The organism is Citreicoccus inhibens, from assembly GCF_019039035.1.
Classification (GTDB): Bacteria; Myxococcota; Myxococcia; order Myxococcales; family Myxococcaceae; genus Citreicoccus; species Citreicoccus inhibens.
In genome coordinates this window covers 91,427-113,423 of sequence record NZ_JAHNZT010000018.1, presented here as the reverse complement: position 1 = coordinate 113,423, position 21,997 = coordinate 91,427, and the positions used below count along the sequence as shown (strand labels likewise).

General features: G+C 70.3%; 7 protein-coding genes. 3 read left to right on the top strand and 4 right to left on the bottom strand.

The window, feature by feature from the left end; genetic code table 11:
• Positions 1-8: 8 nt before the first annotated feature.
• The 4 genes from KRR26_RS21250 to KRR26_RS21235 form a co-directional block, all read right to left on the bottom strand.
• Positions 9-13,634: an amino acid adenylation domain-containing protein gene (locus tag KRR26_RS21250; RefSeq protein ID WP_217080674.1), complete on the bottom strand. Its 13,626-nt coding sequence runs from the start codon at positions 13,632-13,634 to the stop codon at positions 9-11.
• A gap of 77 nt (positions 13,635-13,711) precedes the next feature.
• Positions 13,712-13,981 (bottom strand): phosphopantetheine-binding protein, encoded by a 270-nt coding sequence (locus KRR26_RS21245; protein ID WP_217080673.1) that lies wholly within the window; start codon positions 13,979-13,981, stop codon positions 13,712-13,714.
• 41 nt (positions 13,982-14,022) lie between these two features.
• A complete protein-coding gene (locus KRR26_RS21240) occupies positions 14,023-18,015 on the bottom strand; it encodes a non-ribosomal peptide synthetase (protein WP_217080672.1) in 3,993 nt (1,330 codons plus the stop codon).
• Positions 18,016-18,061: 46 nt separating this feature from the next.
• Positions 18,062-19,741, bottom strand: a complete 1,680-nt coding sequence (locus KRR26_RS21235; RefSeq protein ID WP_217080671.1) for an AMP-binding protein — start codon at positions 19,739-19,741, stop codon at positions 18,062-18,064.
• Between the two features lie 196 nt (positions 19,742-19,937).
• On the opposite strand from KRR26_RS21235, the gene KRR26_RS21230 reads away from it, so the two are divergent.
• Genes KRR26_RS21230 through lysW form a run of 3 tightly spaced genes read left to right on the top strand, consistent with a single transcriptional unit; the run spans position 19,938 to position 21,994 of the window.
• Positions 19,938-20,765 carry a 1-deoxy-D-xylulose-5-phosphate synthase N-terminal domain-containing protein gene (locus tag KRR26_RS21230; RefSeq protein WP_120209304.1) on the top strand — a complete coding sequence of 276 codons (828 nt, stop codon included), beginning with the start codon at positions 19,938-19,940 and terminating at the stop codon, positions 20,763-20,765.
• Positions 20,762-21,799 (top strand): transketolase family protein, encoded by a 1,038-nt coding sequence (locus tag KRR26_RS21225; protein WP_120209303.1) that lies wholly within the window; start codon positions 20,762-20,764, stop codon positions 21,797-21,799. The genes KRR26_RS21230 and KRR26_RS21225 overlap by 4 nt, the downstream gene beginning before the upstream one ends.
• Positions 21,800-21,994, top strand: coding sequence for a lysine biosynthesis protein LysW (lysW, locus tag KRR26_RS21220; protein ID WP_199723886.1), 195 nt, complete (start codon positions 21,800-21,802; stop codon positions 21,992-21,994).
• Positions 21,995-21,997: the final 3 nt, after the last annotated feature.

Here is a 21,997-nt window from a genome sequence, read left to right as displayed (position 1 = left end):
GTGGCGCCTCAGGCCGAGCGGGCCTGCTCCGGTCGGGGGGCTCGGGCTTTCTCCAGGGCCGTGCGCAGCGCGGTGGCGAGTTGCTGGACGCGTGCGCCTCGCAGGATGGAGTAGTGGTCGCCGGGGATGGTCTGGATCTCCAACGGACCGGTGATGAACTCCTCCCAGCCTCGCGTGCGGGCGGGTTCACTCGCTTCGAGGAGCAGGACGCGTCCCTGATATGCGCGTGGCTCGTACGTCCAGCCCAGCAGCAGGTGGGTCTGGAAGACGTCTCGCAGGGCCTGGAGCGGCTGCCCGGCGGTGGCTCGGCTGGCTTCCTCGAGGAGCTGGAGTCGGCGCGAGGGCTCCAGTTGCTCCAGCTCCGCGTCGGGCAGCGGCAGCGCGTGACCGGCCGCGCGCAAGAGGTCTTGGTAGAACAGCGTGCTCGCTCGCGTGGCCTCGACCTGGAGGTTCGGTGTCTCTCCCTTGGGGATGAGCCGCGCGTAGGTGTCGATGAGGACGAGCAGCTCGACCTCTTCACCTTGCTCACGGAGTTGCTGCGCCATCTCCAGCGCGATGGAGCCTCCGAGCGACCAGCCGCCGAGCAGATACGGCCCCTGGGGCTGCACGGCGCGTATCGCGGCGAGATAGAGGGTGGCCATCTCCGGGATGCTCTGGCAGGGCGGTACGTCGCCCTCCAGTCCGCGCGCCTGGAGTCCGTAGAAGGGCTGCGTGTCTCCCAGGGCTCGGGCCAGCTCGATGTAGCTGAGGACATTGCCCCCGACGGCATGGACGCAGAAGAAGGGGCGCTGTTGCTTGCCGCCTCGGAACTCCACGAGCGGAGACCCGTCCGCGCGCGGGCCCTCCGCGGCCTGACGCAGCACCGCGGCGAGCGACTCCACGTTGGCGTTCTGGAAGAGGGTGGCGACGGGGAGCGCGCGGCCGGTCGCCTCGCGCACGCGGGCCAAGAGCCGCACGGCGAGGAGAGAGTGGCCGCCCAGCTCGAAGAAGCTGTCGCGCACGCCGAGGGATGAGACTCCGAGCACTTCCTCGAAGATGCGCGCGAGCTGGAGTTCCAAGGCGGTGCGCGGGGCCATCCGCTGGAGGCTGCTGTCCTGACTCGCGTCGGGTGGTGGAAGGGCGCCTCGGTTCACCTTTCCGCTGGGCATGAGCGGCAGGGTGTCCAGCCGGACGAGCGCGGCGGGCACCATGTACTCGGGGAGTCTGCGCGCCAGCGATGTGCGCAGGGCCTCGGGCTCCCAGGGCGTCTCGGGGGACAGGATGAGGTAGCCCACGAGGCGGCGGACGCCGGGCGTGTCCTCGCGCACGACGACGATGGCGTCCTTCACGCCGGCTGCTGCGCGCAGGGCGGACTCCACCTCACCCAGTTCGATGCGGAAGCCGCGCAGCTTCACCTGTCCATCGAGGCGCCCGAGGAACTCGAGGTTCCCGTTGGCCAGCCAGCGGGCCTTGTCTCCGGTGCGGTAGAGCCGTGCTCCCGGTGTGCTGTCCAGGTGCGAGGGAATGAACCGGTCCGCGGTGAGGTCGGGCCGCGCGTGATAGCCGTGGGCGAGGGTCTCTCCGCCGACGAAGATCTCGCCGGGGACGCCGATGGGGCAGGGCTCCCCTCGCGTATCCAAGACGTAGAGCTGCACGCGCGGCATGGGCACGCCGACGGGCGGCAGCGCGGGCCATGTGCTCGGCGGACCCGAGGCCCTCCAGGTAGAGACGGCGTGTGCCTCCGAGGGGCCGTATTGATTCTCCAGGATGCAGCCGGGCAGTCGCTCGAAGAAGGCGACGAGCGCGGGCGTCACCTGGAGTTGCTCCCCGGCGGTGATGACCTCGACGAGCGGTGGAAGCTCGGGCTCGTGCGCGGCGGCGTCGCAGAGCGCTTGGAGCGCGACGAAGGGCAGATACAGGCGATCCACCTGGTGGCGCACCATGTACCGCAGCATTTCCACGGGGTCCTGGCGCAGCGTGCTCGTCACGAGCAACACGCGCCCCCCCAGGCGCCAGGTGCCGAACAGCTCCTGGAACGAGACGTCGAAGTTGAGCGAGGCGAACTGAAGCGTGGTGCCCGTGGGCAGGACGTGGCGCGGGGTGAGCCAGTCGAGCATGTAGCCCACCGCGCGGTGGGACATGACGATGCCCTTGGGCTTGCCGGTGCTGCCCGACGTGTAGACGAAGTAGCAGGGCGTCTCGGGGGACAGCTCCAACGCGAGCGAATGCGTGGGGCAGTGGGCGATGTCCGCCGCGTGCTCGTCGAGACGAACGATGCGGGCCTGCGTCGAGGACGGGAGTGACGCGGCGAAGAGGGTGTGCGCGAGGACCATCGGCGCGGACGTGTCCTCGAGCATGAAGGCGAGGCGCTCGGCGGGATAGGAGGGGTCGAGCGGGAGATAGGCGGCGCCAGCCTTGAGAGAGGCGAGGACGGCGACGGGCATGTCGAGGCTGGAGCGCTCCAGGCAGAGGCCGACGGTGTCGAGAGGCGAGACGCCGAGCGAGCGCAGGTGGTGCGCGAGCTGATTGGCGCGGGCATCGAGCTGCGCGTAGGTGAGGGAGTCCGAGCCGTGGGTGACCGCGACGGCGTCGGGCGTGCGCGCGGCCTGGGCTTCCACGAGCTGGTGGATGAGGTGCGGTGACGCGGAGGTGACGCGCGTGTCGTTCCAGTCGACGAGGAGCTGGTGGCGCTCCTGCTGGGAGAGGAGCGTGAGGCGGGAGAGGGGCGAGTCGGGCTGGGCGGTCGCGGCTTCGAGGAGGCGGACGTAGTGGTCCGCCATGCGGCGCACCGTGGCCTCGTCGAAGAGGGCGGTGTTGAACTCCCAGAACGCCTCCAGGCCCTTTCGGGTCTCTCTCATGAAGAGCATGAGGTCGAAGCGAGAGACGCCGGTCTGGAAGGAGATCTCTTCTCCGGGCAGCCCCGGCAGGGAGAGCGGTGAAGCCGCGCCCTGGAGGACGAACATGACCTGGAACAGCGGGGTGCGGCTCAGGTCGCGAGGTGGTTTGAGCGCATCGACGAGCTGTTCGAAGGGGATGTCCTGATGTGCGAAGGCTCCGAGGCAGGCTTCGCGGACGTGGCGCAGGAAGAGGCGGAAGGACGAGTCCGGGGCCGGTTGCGCGCGAAGGGCGAGGGTGTTGACGAAGAAGCCGAGGAGGCCCTCGACCTCGCGACGATTGCGGCCGGAGATGGGCGAGCCGACGACGACATCGTCCTGGCCGGAGTAGCGCGAGAGGAGGAGCTGGAAGCCGGCGAGGAGAGACATGAAGAGGGTGGAGCCCTCTTGCCTCGCGAGGTGGAGAAGGGAGGAGTGGAGGGGAGAGGGAAGCGGGACGCGGATGTTGGCGCCGTGGAAGGAGTGGACCGGAGGCCTGGGCCTGTCGGTGGGCAGCTCCAGGATGGGAGGGGCGCCGGCGAGCTGGTGCTTCCACCAGGCAATGTCGGAGTCGAGCGCGTCGCCCTGGAGCCAGGAGCGCTGCCATTGCGCATAGTCGGCGTACTGGATGGGCAGCGGCGGAAGCGAGGGCTCTGCTCCGTTCGCGAAGTGGGTGTACGCGGCGCTCAGCTCCTTCGAGAGCACGTCGATGGACCAGCCATCGAAGATGGTGTGGTGGAAGTTGAGCAGGACGACGTGGTCGTCTTCGTGGACGCGCAGCACGGAGGCTCGGAAGAGTGGGCCGTGGCGCAAGTCGAACGGCTGGCGGACTTCGTGCTCCGCGTGGGCTCGGATGGCGTTGTCGTCGCGGTCATCCTCCGCGAGCGGTTTCACGACCAGCGAGAAGGGCAGGTCGGGCGCGATGCACTGGACGGGCTGCCCATCCACCTCCGCGAAGGTGGTGCGGAGGACTTCGTGTCGGCGGATCAGCTCGCGCAGGGTGCGCTCCAGGGCCTGGACATTCAGGGTGCCCTTGAGCCGCGTGAAGATGGGCACGTTGTACGAGTGGCCCGTCCGGTCGATCTGCGCGATGAACCACAGGCGCTGCTGCGCGAACGACTGCGGCACGACGACGTCGCGTGGCACCGCGATGGGCGCGGGCGCGCGAACGCCGGGAGCATCTTGTCGCAACGTTTCGAGCCGCGCCGCGAGGTCCGAGAGGTTGGGCAGCTCGAAGAGGAGTCGGATGGGGAAGTCCGTCTGGAGGGCCTCTCTCAGCCGCGATGCCACCTGGGTGGCCAGCAGCGAGTGTCCACCCAGCTCGAAGAAGTGGTCTCTCGCGCCAACCTCCGAGACGCCCAGCAGCGGCGCCCAGATGTCCGCGATGACCTTCTCCAACGCGGTGCGGGCTGGAACGAAGGCGCGCGCTGCCAGCCCGTCACCGCTGACCGCGGGCAAGCCGCCTCGGTGCACCTTCCCGCTGGGCAGCAGTGGCAGTGCGTCCAGCCGGACGAGCGCGGCGGGAACCATGTACTCGGGGAGCTGCCGAGCCAGGGTTCGACGCGCGCGGTCCGTGTCCCATTCGGTGGCGGGACCCATGACGTAGCCGACGAGCTGCCGACGACCTGGGATGTCCTCGCGCACCACGGCCACCGCGTCCTGGACATGGGGCAGGGCGCGCAGGGCGGACTCCACCTCGCCCAGTTCGATGCGGAAGCCGCGCAGCTTCACCTGTCCATCGAGTCGTCCGAGGAACTCGATGTTCTGGTGGGCCAACCAGCGCGCCTTGTCTCCCGTGCGATAGAGGCGAGCTCCTGGCTTGGTGCCCAGCGCTGACGGGACGAAGCGCTCCGCGGTGAGGTCCGGCCGCGCGTGATAGCCCAGGGCCAGGCTCTCTCCGCCGATGAAGACTTCTCCCGGCACGCCGATGGGGCTGGGCTCGCCCGAGGCGTCGAGGATGTACACCGAGAGGGTCGTGATGGGCACGCCCACGGGGGGCAGCGCGGGCCACGTTCTCGGTGCGCCCTTCGCGAGCCACGCGGTGGCGACGTGGGTCTCCGAGGGACCGTATTGGTTCTCCAGGCTGCACTCGGGCAATCGCTCGAAGACGGCGACGAGCGCGGGCGTCACTTGGAGTTGCTCACCGGCGGTGATGAGCTCGGTGAGCGGCGGCAGCTCCGCCTCGTGCGTGGCGGCGTCGCAGAGGGCCTGGAGCGCGACGAAGGGCGCGAACAGGCGGGTCACCTGATGCCGCGCCATGTGGCGCAGCAAGGCCGGCGGATCCCTCCGCAGCTCGGATGTGATGAGCAGCAGGGTGCCGCCGCAGCCCCAGGTGCCGAACAGCTCCTGGAACGAGACGTCGAAGTTGAGCGAGGCGAACTGAAGCGTGGTGCCCGTGGGCTGCCGGCTGCGCGGCAGCTGCCACGTCAGCATGTTCGACGCGGCCCGGTGAGGCATGACGATGCCCTTGGGCTTGCCGGTGCTGCCCGACGTGTAGATGACGTAGCAGGGCATCTCGGCGGACAGCTCCAACGCGAGCGAATGCGTGGGGCAGCGAGCGATGTCCGCCGCGTGCTCGTCGAGGCGAACGATGCGGGCCTGCGTCGAGGACGGGAGTGACGCGGCGAAGAGGGTGTGCGCGAGGACCATCGGCGCGGACGTGTCCTCGAGCATGAAGGCGAGGCGCTCGGCGGGATAGGACGGGTCGAGCGGGAGATAGGCGGCGCCAGCCTTGAGGGAGGCGAGGACGGCGACGGGCATGTCGAGGCTGGAGCGCTCCAGGCAGAGGCCGACGGTGTCGAGAGGCGAGACGCCGAGCGCACGCAGGTGGTGCGCGAGCTGATTGGCGCGGGCATCGAGCTGCGCGTAGGTGAGGGAGTCCGAGCCGTGGGTGACCGCGACGGCGTCGGGCGTGCGCGCGGCCTGGGCTTCCACGAGGTGGTGGATGAGGCGCGGAGCCTCCGGACGGGCATCGTTCCAGTCGACGAGGAGCTGGTGGCGCTCCTGCTGGGAGAGGAGCGTGAGGCGGGAGAGGGGCGAGTCGGGCTGGGTGGTCGCGGCTTCGAGGAGGCGGACGTAGTGGTCCGCCATGCGGCGCACCGTGGCCTCGTCGAAGAGGGCGGTGTTGAACTCCCAGAACGCCTCCAGGCCCCGAGGCGTCTCGCGGACGTAGAGCATCAAGTCGAAGCGAGAGACGCCGGTCTGGAAGGCGAACTCCTCGCCCGGGGCACCCGGCAGGGAGAGCGGTGAAGCCGCGCCCTGGAGGACGAACATGACCTGGAACAGCGGGGTGCGGCTCAGGTCGCGAGGTGGTTTGAGCGCATCGACGAGCTGCTCGAAGGGGATGTCCTGATGTGCGAAGGCTCCGAGGCAGGCTTCGCGGACGTGGCGCAGGAAGAGGCGGAAGGACGAGTCCGGGGCCGGTTGCGCACGAAGGGCGAGGGTGTTGACGAAGAAGCCGAGGAGGCCCTCGACCTCGCGACGATTGCGGCCGGAGATGGGCGAGCCGACGACGACATCGTCCTGGCCGGAGTAGCGCGAGAGGAGGAGCTGGAAGCCGGCGAGGAGAGACATGAAGAGGGTGGAGCCCTCTTGCCTCGCGAGGTGGAGAAGGGAGGAGTGGAGGGGAGAGGGAAGCGGGACGCGGATGTTGGCGCCGTGGAAGGAGTGGACTGGAGGCCTGGGCCTGTCGGTGGGCAGCTCCAGGATGGGAGGGGCGCCGGCGAGCTGGTGCTTCCACCAGGCGATGTCGGAGTCGAGCGCGTCGCCCTGGAGCCAGGAGCGCTGCCATTGCGCATAGTCGGCGTACTGGATGGGCAGCGGCGGAAGCGAGGGCTCTGCTCCGTTCGCGAAGTGGGTGTACGCGGCGCTCAGCTCCTTCGAGAGCACGTCGATGGACCAGCCATCGAAGATGATGTGGTGGAACGCGAACAGGAGGACATGGTCCTCCGCGTCCACGCGGACGAGAATGGCCCGCAGCAGCGGGCCCTGGCGCAGGTCGAACGGCTGGCGAATCGCTCGCTCGGCACGGGCGCGGATGGCCTGGGGCACATCCTGGCCCTCCGCGAGGCTCAACGTCTCACGCTGGAGCGCGACGGACATCGCGGGCAGGACGTGCTGGAGGGGTTGCCCGTTCTCCTCGGTGAAGACGGTGCGCAGCACGCCGTGCCGCTGCACGATCAGCGCGATCGACTTCTCCAGCGCGGTGTCGTCAATCGGGCCCCGCAGCCGCGAGAACATGGGGACGTGGTACGCGTGGCCCGTGGCGTCGATCTGCGCGATGAACCACAAGCGCTGCTGCGCGAAGGACTGCGGTGAGCGCTGGCTGCGCTTCATCGGCACGAGCGGCGGCAGGCGCGCGGGCTGGTTCTCGTGGCGCACGTCCTCCAGTCGAGTGGCGAGCGCCTCGACAGTGCGAGCCTCGAAGAGGAGGCGCACGGGGAAGTCGATCGACAGCGTCTCCCGCAGGCGCGAGGCGGCTTGGGTGGCCATGAGCGAGTGGCCACCCAGGTCGAAGAAGTTGTCCTCCGCGCCCAGTCGCGACAGTCCCAGCAGGGGCGCCCAGATGTCGGCCACCACCTGCTCCAGCGGCGTGCGGGGGGCCACGAACTCGCGGGTGTCGAGGGCGGCTTCCGGCGCGGGCAGGGCCTTGCGGTCCACCTTGCCGTTGGGGTTGAGCGGCAGGGCGTCCAGGACGATGAGCGCGCCGGGGACCATGTACTCGGGCAGCGATTGCCGCAGCCGCGTCTTCAGGTCGGCCGCGTCGAGCGTGTGCCCAGGCTTGGGCGCGACGTAGCCGACCAGTCGCTTGCCCACGCCTTCATCCACGGCGACGACGACCACGTCCTTCACCGCGTCGTGGGCGCGGAGCGCGGTCTCAATCTCTCCCAACTCGACGCGGAAGCCGCGAATCTTCACCTGGAAGTCCGCGCGGCCCAGGTACTCGAGCACGCCGTCGGCTCGGTACTTCACGCGGTCGCCCGTGCGGTACATGCGGCTGCCCGGCGGCCCGTAGGGCGCGGGGATGTACCGCTCCGCGGTCAGGTCGGGCCGCAGGAGGTAGCCGCGCGTGGTGCCCTCGCCCGCGAGGTACAACTCTCCCACGACGCCCACGGGCACGGGCTGGAGCTGGGCATCGAGCAGGTAGGCGCGCGTGTTCGACAGCGGTCGCCCGATGTCGGGCTCTCGTTCCACGCCTACCCGCGACACCGTGGAGAAGGTGGTGTCCTCCGAGGGGCCGTAGAGGTTGTACAGCTTGTGCACCGTGGGCACGCTGTACACGAGGCGCGCGAGCGTGCCGGGAATGGCTTCGCCTCCCAGGTTCACGATGTGCGCGTGGGGTGGCACCGCGCCCTGTTGGACGAGCAGCGCCATCGCCGAGGGCACCGTGTCGATGAGGGTGACCTCGTGGGCCGCGGGCAGCTCGGCGAGGTGCAACGCATTGCGCGCCACCACCACGCTGCCGCCGCACGACAAGGGTGCGAACAGCTCGAACACCGACATGTCGAAGTTCAGGCTGGTGGAGGCGAGCACGCCTTGCAGCGCGGCGCGGTCATAGGTGTCCAGGGACCATTGAATGACAGCCACCGCGTTGCGGTGCGCGATGGCCACGCCCTTGGGCCGGCCCGTGCTGCCCGATGTGTAGATGAGGTACGAGAGGTTCTCTGGCAGCACCTCCACGTCGGGCGCGTGCTCGGGCTGGTGTGGCAGCTCGGGGTCGGTGTCCAGGCAGACGGCGGGCGCGGGGTGCTCGGGCAGCGTGGCCAGCAGGCGCGAGTGCGCCACCAGCGCGGGGCCGCGAGCGTCCTGGAGCAGCCATGCCAGTCGCTCCTTGGGGTAGTTCGGATCGAGCGGGACGTACGCGCCGCCCGCCTTCAAGATGCCGAGGACGCCCACCACCATGTCCGCGGTGCGCTCCACGCACAGGCCCACTCGGACCTCTGGGCCCACGCCCATTCCGCGCAGCCGATGCGCGAGCTGATTCGCCCGCGCGTCCAGCTCGCGGTAGGTGAGCCGCTTCTCCGTGCTGATGACGGCGACGGCGTCCGGCGTGCGCCGCACCTGGGCTTCCACCAGGCCGTGCAGCGTGGCGTCGCGCGGGAAGTCGGCCTCGTTGCGATTCCACTCGACCAGGAGTTGGTGGCGCTCGGCCTCGGACAGCAAGGGCAGGTCGCTGATGCGGCTGTCGGGCCGGGCGAGCGCGCTGGCGAGGAGTCGCGCATGGTGGTCGGCCATGCGCTCGACGGTCGTTCGCGTGAAGAGGTCGAGGTTGTACTCCCAGAGGAAGGAGAGGCCCGTGGGCGTCGGCTGCGCGAAGAGGGTGAGGTCGAACTTCGACATCCCCGTCTCCACGTCGAGCGTCGAAGCGGTGATGCCGGGCAGCTCCAGCGTGGCGGTGGCCGCGTTCTGGAGCACGAACATCACCTGGAACAGCGGCGTGCGGCTGAGGTCCCGCTCCAGTCCGAGCGCGTCCACGAGCTGCTCGAAGGGAAGCTCCTGATGCGCGAACGCGGCGAGCGAGGCCTCGCGGGCGCGGCCGAGCAGCTGCGCGAAGGTCGTGCCGTTCGGCAGGTGGAGCCGAAGCGGGACGGTGTTGGCGAAGAAGCCGATGAGCGGCTCCAGCTCCGGTTGGGTGCGCCCCGCGATGGGCGCGCCCACCACGATGTCGTCCTGGCCCGAATAGCGCGAGAGCAGCGCGTGGAAGGACGCGAGCAGTGCCATGAAGGGCGTGACGCCGTGCTGGCGGCACAGCGCATCCAGCGCGCCCGACAGCTCAGGCGGGAGCGAGACGGGCAGGTGCGCGCCTCGGAAGGACTGGACGGGCGGGCGAGGCAGGTCCGTGGGCAGCTCCAGCGCGGGAGGTGCTCCCGCGAGGCGCTGCTTCCAACTGGCGAGGAGCGAGTCGAGGACGGTCCCCGTCAACCACTCGCGCTGCCACCGGGAGAAGTCGGCGTACTGGACGGACAGCGAAGGGAGGACGGGGGCCGGCTGGCCCTGGGAGAACGCGGTGTAGAAGGCGGCCAGTTCGCGCTGGAGGACATCGAGCGACCAGCCGTCACAGACGATGTGATGCAGCGTGATCAGCAGGACGTGGTGGTGCGGCTCGACCTGGAGCAGCGACGCGCGAACGAGCGGTCCCTGGCGCAAGTCGAACGGGCGGCGGACCTCCTCCTCCGCGAGCCGGAGCGCTTCGTCCAAAGAGTCGATGCGCCGCGACGCAAGGACGAAGTCGACGACGGGAGAGAGGACCTGGACGGGGCGACTGTCGACCTGGGTGAACGTGGTGCGCAGGGCCTCGTGGCGCTGAATCAGCGAGGAGAAGCCCTGCTCCAGGGCGCCAACGTCCAGCGGGCCTCGCAGCTGGAGGAACAGCGGGAGGTTGTACGCGAATGACGCGGTGTCGAACTGGTGGATGAACCAGAGGCGCTGCTGCGCGAAGGACAACGGGAGGGGACCCGTGCGCGGCTTCGCGACGAGGGGGGGCGCGGGCGGCAACGTTGAAGCAGACGCCTGCGGACCCACCAGGGACTGGAGATGGTGGGCCAGCTCCTCGACGGTGGGGTGCTCGAAGAGGGCGCGCAGGGGCAGGTCGACGAGGAAGCGCGTGCGCAGCCGCGACACCACCTGGGTGGCGAGCAGCGAGTGTCCGCCGCGCTCGAAGAAGTTGTCGCTGACGCCCACGCGCGGCAGGTGCAGCAGCTGGGCCCAGAGCGACGCGACCGCAGTTTCCACGGGCGTGCGCGGCGCGACGAAGGACTCCTCGTCCGAGGCGAGGACCGGTGTGGGGAGCGCCTTGCGATCCAGCTTGCCGCTGGGCGTGAGAGGGAAGGCGGCCAGGGTCGTGAAGGCCGCCGGCACCATGTACTCGGGCAGGCGGCCCTTGAGCGCCGAGCGCAGCGTCGCGGTGTCGAGCGTGATGCCGGGCTTCGGGACGACGTAGGCGAAGAGCTGCTTGCCCAGGCCCGCCTCGTCGCGGGCGACGACAGCCACGTCCTGGACTCCCTCCACCGCGGAGAGGGCGGCCTCCACTTCGTGAAGCTCCACGCGATAGCCGCGCACCTTCACCTGCGCGTCGCGGCGGCCGAGGAACTCGATGTCCCCGGACGGGAGGAAGCGGGCGAAGTCACCCGTGCGGTACATGCGCTCGCCGGGCGTGGGCGCGTGGCAGTCCGGGAGGAAGCGCTCGGCGGTGAGGTCGGGCCGGTGGAGATAGCCGCGCGCGAGCTGCTTGCCGCCGATGTACAGCTCGCCCGGGACGCCGAGGGGCACGGGCTGGAGGTACGCGTCCAACAGGTAGATGCGCGCGTTGGTGATGGGCTTGCCAATGGGCGGCAGGTCCGGCCACGACTCGGGCGCGCCGCGCAGCATGAAGGCGGTGCCCGCGTGCGTCTCGGTGGGGCCGTAGTGATTGTCCAGGGCGCACGCGGGCAGCGCGCGGAGCATCCGCCGCAGCGCGGGCGTGAGGCGGAGCTGCTCGCCGGCCGTGTTGATTTCGAGCAGGTGCAGCGGCAGCAGGCCCTCTTCCGCGCTCACCTCCGCGAGGTGCTGGAGTGCGACGAAGGGGAGGAAGAGGCGCTCCACGGCGCGCTCGCGCAGCAGGTGCAGCAGCGCGTGGGTATCGCGGCGGACGTCGTCAGTGAGGAGGACGACCTCGCCCCCCGCCACGAGCGTGGGGAGCAGCTCCTGGAAGCAGACGTCGAAGCTGAGCGCGGAGAACTGGAGCGTCCGTGCGCGCGGCGCGGTGGAGCGCAGGTTCTGCCAGTGGATGAGGTTGAGGAGCTGGCGGTGCGGCATGGCCACGGCCTTGGGCACGCCCGTGGAGCCGCTGGTGAAGATGACGTAGGCGAGGTGATCCGGGCCCGAGATGGGCGCCGGGTTGGTGCCCGGCTGCGCGGCGAGTGCCGGGGCGTCATCGTCCAGCAGGAGCACCGGCGCCACGTCGCGCGGGAGCGAAGGCTCCAGGTGTCGCTGCGTGAGGAGCAGCTTCGCGCGCGAGGACTGGAGCATGAGGGCCAGTCGCTCGGGCGGATAGGCCGGGTCGAGCGGACAATACGCGCCACCGGCCTTGAGGATGGCGAGCAGCGCGATGGGCAGCGAGAGCGAGCGCTCGACGCACAGCGCGACGGGCGCGTCCGGGCCCACGCCATGCTCGCGCAGCAGGTGCGCCAGTCGGTTGGCGTGCTGATTGAGCGCGTCGTAGGTGAGGGTGGTCTCCTCGAAGCGGACCGCGATGGCGCCCGGGGCGCGGCGCACCGCTTCCTCGAAGAGGGAGTGCGCGCCCGGCGCGGGAGGCACGGACACCGCCGAGTCATTCCACTCGACGAGGAGCTGGTGACGCTCTGCCTCGGAGAGCAGCGGCAGCGAGGCCAGCGGACGCGACGGCTGCGCGACCGCGCCCTCCAGCAGCCGGGCGTAGTGCGCGGCCATGCGCGCCACGGTCGCCTCGTCGAAGAGGTCGGTGTTGTACTCCCACCAGCTCCGGATTCCGTCCGGCGTCTCGCGCATGAAGACGGCGAGGTCGAAGCGCGACACGCCCGGCTCGAACTCCAACTCCTCCACGGCCACGCCGGGGAGCTGGAGCGCGGACGCACCGCTCTCCTGGATGAACATGACCTGGAACAGCGGCGTGCGGCTCAGGTCGCGCACGGGCTGGAGCGCCTCCACCAACTGCTCCAGCGGGACATCCGGATGCGCGTAGGCCCCGAGGCAGACCTTGCGCACCTGCGCCAGCAGGGTGCGGAAGTCCTGCTCGCCGGAGACCTCCACGCGCAGCGCCAGCGTGTTGGCGAAGAAGCCGAAGACGCCCTCCAACTCGCGCCGGCCTCGCGCCGCGATGGGCGTGCCCACCACGATGTCCGACTGGCCACTGTAGCGCGCGAGCAGGGCCTGGAAGCCCGCGAGCAGCGTCATGAAGGAGGTGACTCCCTCCTTGCGGCTCAGCGTCTGGAGGTCGGTGGACAGAGTGGCGGGCAGGGCCACGCGGTAGCGCGCACCGCGCGAGGACTGCACTGGAGGTCGCGGGCGATCCGTGGGCAGGTCGAGCGAGGCCGGCGCGCCCGCGAGCTGCGCCTTCCACCAGGCGAGCTGCCCCTCCAACACGTCCCCACGCATCCACTCGCGCTGCCACGCGACATAGTCCGCGTACTGCACGGTGAGCGGTGGGAGCGTGGGCTCGGCGCCCGCGAGCGCGGCCACGTAGAGCGCCTTCAGCTCGCGCTCCATCAAGCCCAGCGACCAGACGTCGCAGATGATGTGGTGAACGGTGAAGAGCAGCGCGTGCACCTGCGGCGCCAGTTGGATCAGCCGCGCACGGAACATCGGGCCCTGCTTCAGCTGGAAGGGCCGGCGAACCTCCGCCTCGGCCAACCGACGCAGCGCGATGGCCGCGTCCTCGGCCCCGGTCGCGTCGAGCGCCTCCACGGGCAGCGCCACGTCCAGGTGCGGCGCGATGCGCTGCTCGGGACGGCCATCCACCTCCTCGAAGTGGGTGCGCAGGGCCTCGTGTCGCTGGACCCACGCGACGAAGGCTCGCTCCAGCGCGGGCGCGTTCAGCGGGCCCGTGAGCCGCATGAAGTACGAGACGTTGTACGAGGAGTTCTCCGGCGCGAGCTGATCGATGAACCACAGCCGGAGCTGCGCGAACGACAACGGCAACGTGCCCTGGCGGGACACCGGGACGACGGGCGGGGCTCGACGCGCGGGCTTGGGCGGGGGCGCCGCCGGCGCGAGCGCGCCAGCCGACTGCGTGTCTCGCGGGAGCGGGGACCCAGGGTGCTCGTTCATGGCGCGGCTCGGGATGTGGAAGAGAGGGGAGAGGGACGGTCAGGCGCGCGAGAGGTGCCTCCGGCGCGCTCGCGTGCTCAGGCCGCGGGGGCCGAGCCGCCCTGTTCCTGCAGGAGCTGCTCGCAGAGCGAGGCCACGTGCTCCAGCGTGTTGAACAGGTCCACCATGGAGACCTGCACGCCCAGCTCGTCCTCGATGCGGTTGGCCAACATGGTGGCGAGCAACGAGTTGCCGCCAATCTCCAGGAAGTGGTCCGTCGGCCTCACCACCTCCACCCCCAATGAGTCGCGCCAGTAATCGGCCAGCTTCTGCTCCATGGACGTGCGGAGGACGGTGTCGGTACTCACGGGTTGCTCCTTGAGTGCACGGATGTCTGAATGTTACGAATTTAAGAATTATCTCGTTTATTCCGCGAGAGGAAGGCGCGTGGGAAGGCCGCGCGCAGATGCGCCGCGAGCACCTCCACGCTCCCGGGCTGGAGGATGGAGTAGTGGTCGCCGGGGATGACGTGGACCTCCAGCGGGCCCGTGGCCACGTGCTCCCACTCGTGGGGGCGCGGTGACGCGCTGGACTCCAACGACAGCACGGGGCCGGAGTACGTCGGCGTCTCGTAGGTCCACGCGGCCATGAGGTTCGCCTCGAAGACATGGCGCAGGGACTGGAGCGGTTCGGTGTCGCTGGGCGAGCGCCCGGTGGCGCGCAGCAGGTCCTCGTAGAAGAGCGCGCCGAAGCGGCTGCGCTCCCGCTCCAAGTCGGGCGTCTGTCCCTCGGCGAAAGGTCGCGCATAGGTGTCGATGAGCGCGAGCAGCGCGACCTGCTCTCCTTGTTGGGTGAGCCGCGTGGCCATCTCCCACGCGATGGAGCCCCCCATGGACCAACCGCCGAGCAGGTACGGGCCATGGGGCTGGCGTGCGCGCACCGCGGAGAGGTAGTGCTCGGCCATCGCTGGAATCGTGAGCAGCGGCGCGGCCTCGCCCTCCAGGCCGCGTGCCTGGAGACCATAGAGAGGCCGCTCGGGGCCGAGCGCGCGCACCAGCTCCGCGTAGCTGAGCACGGTGCCGCCCACGGGGTGGACGCAGAAGAAGGGCGGGTGCGCCGCGCCGCCGCGCAGCTCCACGAGCGGAGACACCTCGCGCGAGGCGTGCCGCAAGTGCGCAGCGAGCGTCTCGACGGTGGGGTGCTCGAAGAGGGTGGCCACCGGCAGCGCTCGGCCCGTCAGCCCTCGGATGCGTGACAGCAGGCGCAGCGCGGACAGCGAGTGGCCGCCCAAGGCGAAGAACGAATCCGTCACGCCGATGGGCCGCGTGCCCAGCACCTCCTCCCACACCTGCGTGAGCCGTTGCTCCAGCTCCGTGCGTGGCGCGACGTGGGTGCCCCCGAGGGACTGGCTCAGAGCAGGAACGGGCAGGCCCTTGCGGTCCACCTTCCCGGTGGGCATGAGCGGCAGGACATCCAGTCGCACCAAGGCCGAGGGCAGCATGTACTCGGGCAGGCGCCGCGCGAGGGCCGCGCGCAAGGACTCGGGCTCCCATGCGGACGCGGGCAGGACGACGTAGCCCACGAGTCGGCGGGCTCCGGGCGAGTCTTCGCGCACCACGACGATGGCGTCCTTCACGCCCGGCTGGGCGCGCAGCACGGCCTCCACCTCGCCCAGCTCGATGCGGAAGCCGCGCAGCTTCACCTGCCCATCACGGCGGCCGAGGAACTCCAGCGTGCCGTCCGCGAGCCAGCGCGCCTGGTCTCCCGTGCGGTACAGCCGCGCGCCCGGCGTGGTGCCGAAGCGCGAGGGGACGAAGCGGTCGGCGGTGAGGTCCGGCCGCCCGTGATAGCCGTGCGCGAGGCTGGCGCCGCCCACGTGCACCTCGCCGGGGACGCCGATGGGGCTGAGCTGCCCGTGGTCATCGAGCACCAGCACCTGGAGGTTGGGGATGGGCTCGCCGATGGGCGGCAGCGAGGGCCACGTGCTCGGCGCGCCGCGGGCCCGCCACGCGGTGACGACGTGCGCCTCCGAGGGGCCGTACTGGTTCTCCAGCACGCAGCCTGGGAGCCGCTCGAAGAGCGACACGAGCGCGGGCGTCACCTGGAGTTGCTCGCCCGCGGTGATGACCTCGTTGAGCGGAGGCAGGCGCTCCTCGCTCAGCGCGGCATCGGCGAGTGACTGGAGCGCGACGAAGGGCAGGAAGAGGCGCTCCACGCCGTGGCGCAGCAGGTGGTGGAGCAGCGCGGTGGGGTCGCGCCGCGTCTCGGTGGAGACGAGCAGGACGCGGCCCCCCAAGCACCAGGTGCCGAACATCTCCTGGAAGGAGACATCGAAGTTGAGCGAGGCGAACTGGAGCGTGGTGGCCGTGGGGTTGACCGCGCGCTGGAGCAGCCAGCCCAGCATGTTCCCGACCGCGCGGTGGGACATCACGATGCCCTTGGGCCGGCCCGTGCTGCCCGAGGTGTAGACGAAGTAGCAGGGGGCCTCGGGGGAGATGTCCACGCTGGGCGTGCGCGCGGGCCGGGTGGCGAGCTCCTCGGCCGCCCGCTCCAGGCGGACCACGCGGGCCTGCAGCGTCGCGGGCAGGGCGCGCGCCGGTCCGGCGTGCGCGAGCACCACGGGCGCGCCGGTGTCCTCCAGCATGAGCGCGAGCCGCTCCCCAGGGAGGTTGGGGTCCAACGGGAGGAACGCGGCCCCCGCCTTCATCGTCGCCAGCACCGCGACGGGCATGTCCAGGCTTGCGCGCTCCAGGCAGAGCCCCACGGTGCCCAGCGGAGGAACGCCCAGCGCGCGCAGGTGCCACGCGAGCTGGTTGGCGCGCGCGTCGAGCTGCGCGTAGGTGAGGGTGTGCGTGCCGTCGGTGACGGCCTCGGCGTGCGGCGTGCGGAGGACCTGCGCCTGGACCCAGTGGTGGATGAGGTCCGGGGCGAACGAGTCGTCGCGCCGCGAGGCCCACTCGACGAGCAGCCGATGCCGCTCGGCGTCCGACAAGAGGGGCAGCGTGCCCAGTCGCGCCTCGGGATGGGCCACCACGGCCTCCAGGAGCCGCACGTGGTTGGCCGCCATGCGGCGCACCGTGTCCTCGTCGAAGAGGGCGGTGTTGTACTCCCAGAAGTTCACCAGCCCCTGCGGCGTCTCGCGCATGAACAGGGTGAGGTCGAACTTGGCGAAGCCCGGTTCGAAGTCCAGTTCCTCCGAGGCGAGCCCTGGGAGCGTCAGCTCCGGGAAGCCGAGCTGGAGGGTGAGCATCGCCTGGAACAGCGGGGTGCGGCTCAGGTCACGCGTGGGCTGCACCGCGTCCACGATGTGCTCGAAGGGCACGTCCTGGTTCGCGAACGCGCCGAGGCAGTGCTCACGCACGCGGCCCAGCAGGGTGTGGAAGGTGTCCTGGGGCGCGACGCGCGTGTGCAGCGGCAGCGTGTTGACGAAGAAGCCAATGAGGCCCTCCAGCTCGCGGCGCACGCGGCCGGAGATGGGCGAGCCGACGATGATGTCCTCCTGCCCGCTGTAGCGCGCCAGCAGCACCTGGTAGGCCGCGAGCAGCGTCATGAACAGCGTGACACCCTCCGCGCGGGCGCACCGCTGGAGGGCCTCGGTGAGCCCCGCGGGCAGGTGCGTGCGGAAGCTGGCGCCGCGGAAGGTCTGCACCGGAGGGCGGCGGCGGTCCGTGGGGAGCGCGAGCACGGGAGACACGCCGGCCAGTCGTTGGATCCACCAGGACAGCTGCTCGTCCCGCGCGCCGGCCTCCAGCCAGTCCCGCTGCCACCGCGCAAAGTCCGCGTACTGCACCGGAAGCGGCGCGAGCCGCGGCTCGGCACCTTGGGTGAGCGCGCCATAGAGCGCGGCCAGTTCGCGGGCGAGCACGCCCAGGGACCACGCATCTCCCACGATGTGGTGCTGGGCCAGGAGCAGCGCGTGCGCGTCCGGTGCGAGCTTCACGAGCGTGGCGCGGAACACCGGGCCGCGCTCCAGGTCGAAGGGGCGCTGGGCCTCCTGCTCGGCGCGCTCGCGCAGGGCCTCGGGGCTCGCGTACTCGGACAGCGTCTCCGTGACGAGCACCGTATCCGGCACAGGCGCCACGCGCTGCACGGGCTGGCCGCCCTCCTCGCCGAACGTGGTGCGCAGCGACTCGTGGCGCAGCCACAGCGCGCGCAAGGCCTGCTCCAGGGCGTCCGCGTCCAGTGGCCCCACCAGTCGCGCGAAGAACGCGATGTTGTAGGAGAAGCCGCCCGCGTCCAGCCGCGAGAGGAACCACAGACGCTCCTGCGCGAAGGACTGGCGCAGCGGCCCTTCGCGCGGAATCACCGTCAGGGGCGGGGCCCGGCGCGCGCGCGCGGCGCGCGTCCGTGTCCCATCGGAGTCCTGCACGTCCCAAGCCTCGGAGGGGGATGAGAGGGTCATGGCGCCCGCCGAACCTTAACAGGATGTCTTTGAATGTCGTTTTGTCCTAACGCGCGCGCGCCTTGAGCTGCTCACGCAAGAGGTGTTTGCGCACCTTGCCGGTGGCCGTCTTGGGCATCTCGTCCACCAGCTCCAGCCGGTCCGGCCAGTACTGATTGGACATGCCCTGCTGCTTCAGATGCTGGCGCAGCTCGTCCAGGGTGGGCGTGCCCTCGCCCTCTCGCGTCACGACGACGGCACAGACACGCTCTCCGCCAATCGTGTCATCCGAGTGCGCGACCACCGCGACTTCCTTCACCTTGGAATGGGAATACAGCGCGGACTCCACTTCCACGACGGGAATCTTATAGCCATATCGAAAGATGACATCCTTGAGGCGACCGACGATGCGGATGCCACCCCGGCCGTCGTCGCGGGCGAGGTCGCCTGTGTCGAACCAGCCCTCGGCGTCCACGCTGGCGGCATAGATGTCGTCACGCTTGAAATAGCTCAGACATTGGCTGGCACCGCGCACCAACAAGCGGCCGGTGCCGTCTGGATAGGGCGTCCCGTCCTCGGCCACGGCGGGGGCAATCCTGACATCCATCCACTCCACGGGGCGGCCATCGCTGTGGGCTGGCCAGTCGGGCGGGTCATCCTGACGGGTGAGGGTGACCGCGCCGTTCTCGGTCATTCCCCACAGTGTGTGCAGTTGAATGCCGAACATTTCCCTCACGGCCGCGATGAGGTGGGGCGGGACGGGGATGGAGCCCGTCGCCAGCTTTCGCAACGAGGAGGTGTCGCGCGGACGCTTGCGCTGCGTCGCGATGACATTCATCAGGTAGGTGGGAATGCCATACGAGAAGGTGACGCGGTGCTCCTCGATGAGCTTGAGGGTCAGCTCGGGGTCACCCACGTCCATGTAGACGGCCGTGGCGCCCAGCTGCACCGGGAGCTGGAACAGATAGGTGAATCCCGTGGAGGCGGTGAGCAGGGAGGGGAGGCAGAAGACGTCGTCGCCCGTCAGTGACAGCGTTTCCCCCAGGGCCCGGGTGATGCCGTAGTTGGTGTTGTGCGAGTGGATGACGCCCTTGGGTTCCCCCGTGGTGCCGGACGTGTAGAGGACATTGCAGACCTCGTCCGCGCGGGCCTCGCGCGCGTCCAGCTCCGCGGCGGGCCGCTCCTCCTCCCAGGCGCGCGCGACGAAGGTGGCGTCGAAGTCCAGCTCCCCCGGCGCCAGCGCGCCCTCGGCGCCCAGGAACACGCGGTGCCGCAGTGAGGGCAGCACCCCCGCGATGTCCCGCGCCATGTCGCGATGCGTGTAGCCCGCCCATGCCTGCGGCCCGATGTACACGGACGCCTCGGTGCGCCCGAGGATGAACTCCACCTCACGCCGGCGGTAGTCCGGAGGAATGGGCGCGATGACCGCGCCCACGCGCGCGCACGCCAGCGCCAGCGCGGAGAACTGCCACCCATTGGGGAGCTGCACCGCGACGATGTCCTCGCGACCCACCCCCAGTGACAGCAACGCCCCGGCGAAGCGATCCATATAACGGCTCAGGTCCGCAAAGGTCAGACGTGTCACATCCTTGGAAAAATACCGTGCGGCAATGATGGCTGTCTTCCCTGGATGGGATTGCACGGCGCGCCGAAGGTCATCCACAATCGTGGCGTCACGCCACCAACCGCGCCGCCGATAGCGGGCGCCGTGCGTCTGGGCCGCTGGGTTCTGGAATCGCTGTCCCATCTGGAATCTCCTCGCAGGAATTGACGTATCGCGGCGCGGGAAGCGGCACGGTAGTGATGGCGTTGTCACCGGTAAAGGCAGGTTTTTCTCGCACATCCGAATATTGAGAAAATCCGCGTTGACGTAACACGATGCGATTTCCTAGGGTGCCAGCACACAGCCGGAGCCAAGGGCTGACGCCAGCGACGCAACGGGCATGATTCCTCTCTCGGCGAATGCATCCCAATTGGAGCGGCGAGCCCGGCGGGTGCGGCGGCTCATTTTGAGGCTGGCGGCCACGCCGTCTGGCTGTCATCTGGGGGGCTCGCTGTCCGTGGTGGAGCTGTTGGTGGTGTTGCTGGGAGAGGTGATGCGGGTGGATCCGCGCGCGCCCCTCTCCCCGGCGCGAGACCACCTCATCCTGTCCAAGGGCCACGCGGCCGCGGGGATGTACGCGGCGCTGGCGGAGTTCGGCTTCCTCGACGCCGAGGAGCTGGTGCGCCGCTACAACGCGGAGGGCAGTCCCTACACGGGCCACGTCAACGCGGCGGTGCCGGGCGTGGAGTTCGCCACGGGGAGCCTGGGGCACGGGCTGGGATTGGGCGTGGGGCTCACGCTGGGGCACCAGCTGAAGGGCGAGCCCAATCGGACCTTCGTGGTGTGCGGCGACGGAGAGATGGGCGAGGGCTCCAACTGGGAAGCGCTGCAAGTGGCCGCGCACCATCGGCTCTCCGCGCTGACGCTCGTCGTGGATCGCAACGGTGGACAGAACGACGGGCCCACGGAGTCCATCCTGTCGCAGGCCGCGCTGGCGCGGCGGCTGGAGGCGTTTGGCTTCCAGACGGCCGAGGTGGACGGGCACGACCTGACCGCGCTGAGCGCCGCGTTGCGGGAGTCGGGGGGCGAGCGGCCTCGGGCCCTCGTGGCGCATACGCAGAAGGGCGCGGGCGTCCCCATGCTGCGCGGCAAGGGCCCGCACTACGCGGTGTTCTCACCAGAGCACCTGCGCCGGGCGCTCGCGTCCGTGGGCGAGGAGGCGTCATGAGCTCGGCGTCACGGCCCGGCGCGGACCTGGCGGAGACGCCCGAGGTGTGGCTTCGCGAGCACCCGGAGCTGGCCTCGCGGCTCGTGTTCCGCCACGCGGCGGCGCGCTTCGCGGAGCTGGACCCGCGCATCGTCTTCCTGGAGGCGGACCTGGGCGGCGGCGCGGACCCTTTCGAGTCTCGGCACCCGGGTCGCTACTTCAACCTGGGCATCTGCGAGGCGACGCTCGTGGACGTGGCGTGCGGTATGGCGCGCGTGGGCCACGTGGTGATCGCCCACTCGTTCGCGCCGTTCGGGGTGATGCGGGCGTGCGAGCAGGTGCGCCTGGGCATGGCGTACGGGCGCGCGAACGTGAAGCTCGTGTGTGATTACGGCGGCGTGGCGGGCGCGTTCTTCGGGCCCACGCACCACGCGGTGGAGGACCTGGCCATCCTCCGGGCCATGCCGGGGATGACGGTGGTGTCCCCCATGGACGGCCTGGAGACGGTGCAGGCCACGCGCGCGATGCTTCAGCACGACGGCCCGGTGTACCTGCGCCTGGGGCGCAACCGCGTCACGCGGCACGACGTGCCCCGCGGTCCCTTCGAGCTGGGACGCGCGCAGTGCCTGCGCGAGGGCGAGGACGTGGGCCTCCTGGCGCACGGCGAGGTGGGCGTGGCGGTGGCGCTGGAGTCGGCGCGACTGTTGGAGGCGCGAGGTGTGTCGGCGCGCGTGTTGAACGTGCACACGCTCAAGCCGCTGGATGAGGCGGCGGTGCTGGAGACGGCGGAGCGCACGCGGCTGCTGGTGACGGTGGAGGAGCACAACGTCCTGGGCGGCCTGGGGGGCGCGGTCTGCGAGACGGTGGGCGCGGTGGGCCTGGGCCGGCGCGTGGTGCGCGTGGGGCTTCAGGACCGCTACGACGCGACGGCCGGCTCGCACGAGTCGTTGCTGGCCGGACACGGTTTGGAGGGGGCGCAGGTGGCGGAGCGCGTGTTGAGCGCGCTGCCGCGTCCCCGGATGGCGGCGGTTGGACCAGTCACGAGGAGGAGTTGAATGCAGCCGCAAAAGCAGATGGACGCCCTGAGTGGCAGCCCGTGTCCCCTGTGTGCGCTGGATGTCCCGGGGGGGAACCGGATGATGGGCGAGGTCGTGACGTGCGAGGGCTGCGACGCGGAGCTGGAGGTGGTGGGGCTCAATCCACTGCGTCTGGCCGAGGCGCCCGAGGTCGAGGAAGACTGGGGCGAGTAGTCG